2 protein-coding genes are annotated in these 2714 nt (G+C 32.9%); one reads left to right on the top strand and one right to left on the bottom strand.

Annotated elements, in window-relative coordinates:
• Window positions 1-256: 256 nt before the first annotated feature.
• Window positions 257-1150 (bottom strand): patatin-like phospholipase family protein, encoded by an 894-nt coding sequence (locus ACIQVU_RS20140; RefSeq protein ID WP_340803716.1) that lies wholly within the window; start codon window positions 1148-1150, stop codon window positions 257-259.
• A 547-nt stretch (window positions 1151-1697) separates the two neighbouring features.
• Between ACIQVU_RS20140 and ACIQVU_RS20135 the strand changes: the two genes are divergently transcribed.
• Window positions 1698-1871: a transposase gene (locus ACIQVU_RS20135; RefSeq protein WP_340803714.1), complete on the top strand. Its 174-nt coding sequence runs from the start codon at window positions 1698-1700 to the stop codon at window positions 1869-1871.
• Window positions 1872-2714 lie beyond the last annotated feature (843 nt).

Raw genomic sequence — 2714 nt, 5'->3', positions numbered from 1 at the left:
CTTCATTCGATGTCCAAAATTATTTCGTTCACTTACTAAAGTAAGCTACTAAAATTTATTGATTACGTTTTGCTTGTTCAGTTTTCAAGGTTCATTTATAAGTGTTACCTCTTTATTAAGAGTTAACTTTTATATAATAACATGTTCTATATTCTTTGTCAAACAGTTATTTTTTATTTTAGTAGTTACTGTTTCAGCAGCAACTCTTATATAATAACACCTTGTTTATGAATGGTCAATAGTTTTATATAATTTTTTATAACCTGAACCTCGGCCAATTTCTTAAAAATTGAATCGTACGATTTCTTCCTATTTCTAATAGCGTTTCTTTTGTTTCTTCATTCAAATCAAATTGAGTTGCACTATAATCTTCTACAGGAATAAAAATAATCTCTCTCTCATGTCGTCTTGATATATATCGTTCATCATGTGCATCTTTCATAGTTGAAAATAATGCTTCAAATAAATTCAAACCATTTTTTATTTCATGAGGACATTGTTCTTCTCTTCTTCTACTAAGTTTTAGACCTAAAATTGGCCTTGCTTTTCGTCCCTCTCTATCATCAAATATCCATAATGGGAAATTACTTAAAACACCGCCATCAACAATGATTGATTCGCCTCTACCATTTTTTAATGTAACTGGTTCAAAAAAGAATGGTATGCCACAACTCATACGTAATGCGCAGGCAACAGAAAAGTTTTCGGCATCAATATGGTATTTATGCAAGTCATCTGGCAACACAATCATTCTGCCATTTGTTAAATCTGACGCTACTAATTTTAAAGAGTCTTTAGGTAAATCACCAAAAGTATATACACCTTTTTCTGATAATTTTTTGAAAAACCATTTTTCTAATGCTTTACCTTTGTACAAGCCTAAATGATTATATACATTTATCCATTTCATAAACGGAAAAGGAAAGAATGTTCTTCTTGGATCTAATAATGAAGGTATATCTAGTTCTTCTAGCATTATTTCAATCTCTTTACCACTATATCCTGCAGCAATAAAGGCAGCTAGAATCGCGCCTGCACTTGTACCAGCCACACGTTTAAATCGGAAATTTTCAGCTTCTAACACTTGATATGCCCCTACTAATGCAAATCCTTTCAAACCTCCACCAGAAAACACACCATCAATCCACAAAATTCCCTCTCCTTTTTCACGTAATCTTTACAGTATAAGAGCAGGTCATGTCGATTAGAACCAAATTCTATACTTTCTTGTCAGAAATAAAAGTTATACATATAGATAAAATGTTGATTGATAAACATAAGTTTTATGTAATAAGTGAAATGCGACTTTCAAAACTTCATTTACACCATCATCATATTTGTAAAATAAGAATCTACAATAAAAGAAGTACAGTTTGGTTTGTTGCATTTGGAAGATAAAGCCTATTTCGATAAGTATTATTATAAATATTTAAATAAAATAAATCATTTTAAATTACATTTATTGCTACGGCAAGCAATGCTACACAAAGCTTTTAAACAGAATAACCAAGCTATTTACAATTAAAGATTTTGAATCACCAAATATTTAAGAAGCAGATGGTGATAATACCTAAAATTTTTGAGAATGCACTTTGACATTGTAATAAGGAAGGATGCCATATTGCATTCGATACTGGGCAACTATTTACTACTTTCAAAAATAAGCATATTAGACCTTTGTTTTGGGGTGTTTTTCTATGGCTAAATATAGTGAAGAGTTTAAATTCATGGTGGTACAAGATTATTTAAATAGTCCATTAAGTTATCGAGTCATTGCGAGGAAATATAGAATCGCTGCAAAATCTCAAGTAAGACATTGGGGACATGTCTTTAAAAAATTGGGACGAAGTGGCAACAGCGATTCAATTTAATTATGAATAACCCTAGTTTAATTGCCATCTGGAAATGAACTGCTTTGTCTGGAGGTTGCGTATTAAAAAAAGTGGAAGGCTTTTCGAGAGAACCCGGATGCCTTCCTCAAAAAGCACAAGCAGTGATTACCTTTGAACATAAAGCAGAACGATTCCGATTAAAAGGTGTTTTCCAACAGGTGGATATACCTGAAGCCACATACCATTATCACATGAAGCAGCTACAGTTGGACAATCCGAATCAAGCTTGAAAAACATTGATTCTAAAAACTTTTGAGAAGCATGAAGGTAGATATAGATATCGTTACATTCATGCGGAATTAAAAGCGCAAGGACACACAATCAAACATTAAAAAGTACAACGCATTATGCAGAATTTGAACTTTAAATACATGAAATTCGTGTGTAAATCTCGTTATCAATCGTATAAAAGGGCTGTGAGGAAAGTGGCAAAAAAACGTTTCAACACACCATAGCCCTTCAAAAGCTAGTGACTGATGTAACAGAATTCAAATGTACAGACAATGAAAAGCTTTATTTGAGCCCAATTATTGAATTTATATAGCGGAGAAATTGTTGGTTTGAGTATGGCTAAACGCCCAATACTTGAGTTCGTGATCTATTCACTCAAACAAGCATTTCCAATTCTTCAAATGTGTATGCAATATCGAACAACGATTCATTCCGATCAGGGGTGGCACTATCATAAAAACAACAAGAATCAAAATAAAAAAACAGCCAGCATTTAGCTAACTGCTTTTCTATATAGATTGCCTAGCGATGTCCTACTCTCACAGGGGGAAGCCCCCAACTACCATCGGCGCGAAAGAGCTTAACTTCCGT

The sequence above is a fragment of the Lysinibacillus sp. NPDC098008 genome, from assembly GCF_044760715.1.
Classification (GTDB): Bacteria; Bacillota; Bacilli; order Bacillales_A; family Planococcaceae; genus Lysinibacillus.
This window is presented reverse-complemented; position numbering and strand designations above follow the sequence as displayed.

What these genes read in the sequence shown, in the direction of transcription:
- ACIQVU_RS20135 (WP_340803714.1), top strand. Translation starts at nt 1,698, where the DNA reads ATGGCTAAATATAGTGAAGAGTTTAAATTCATGGTGGTACAAGATTAT.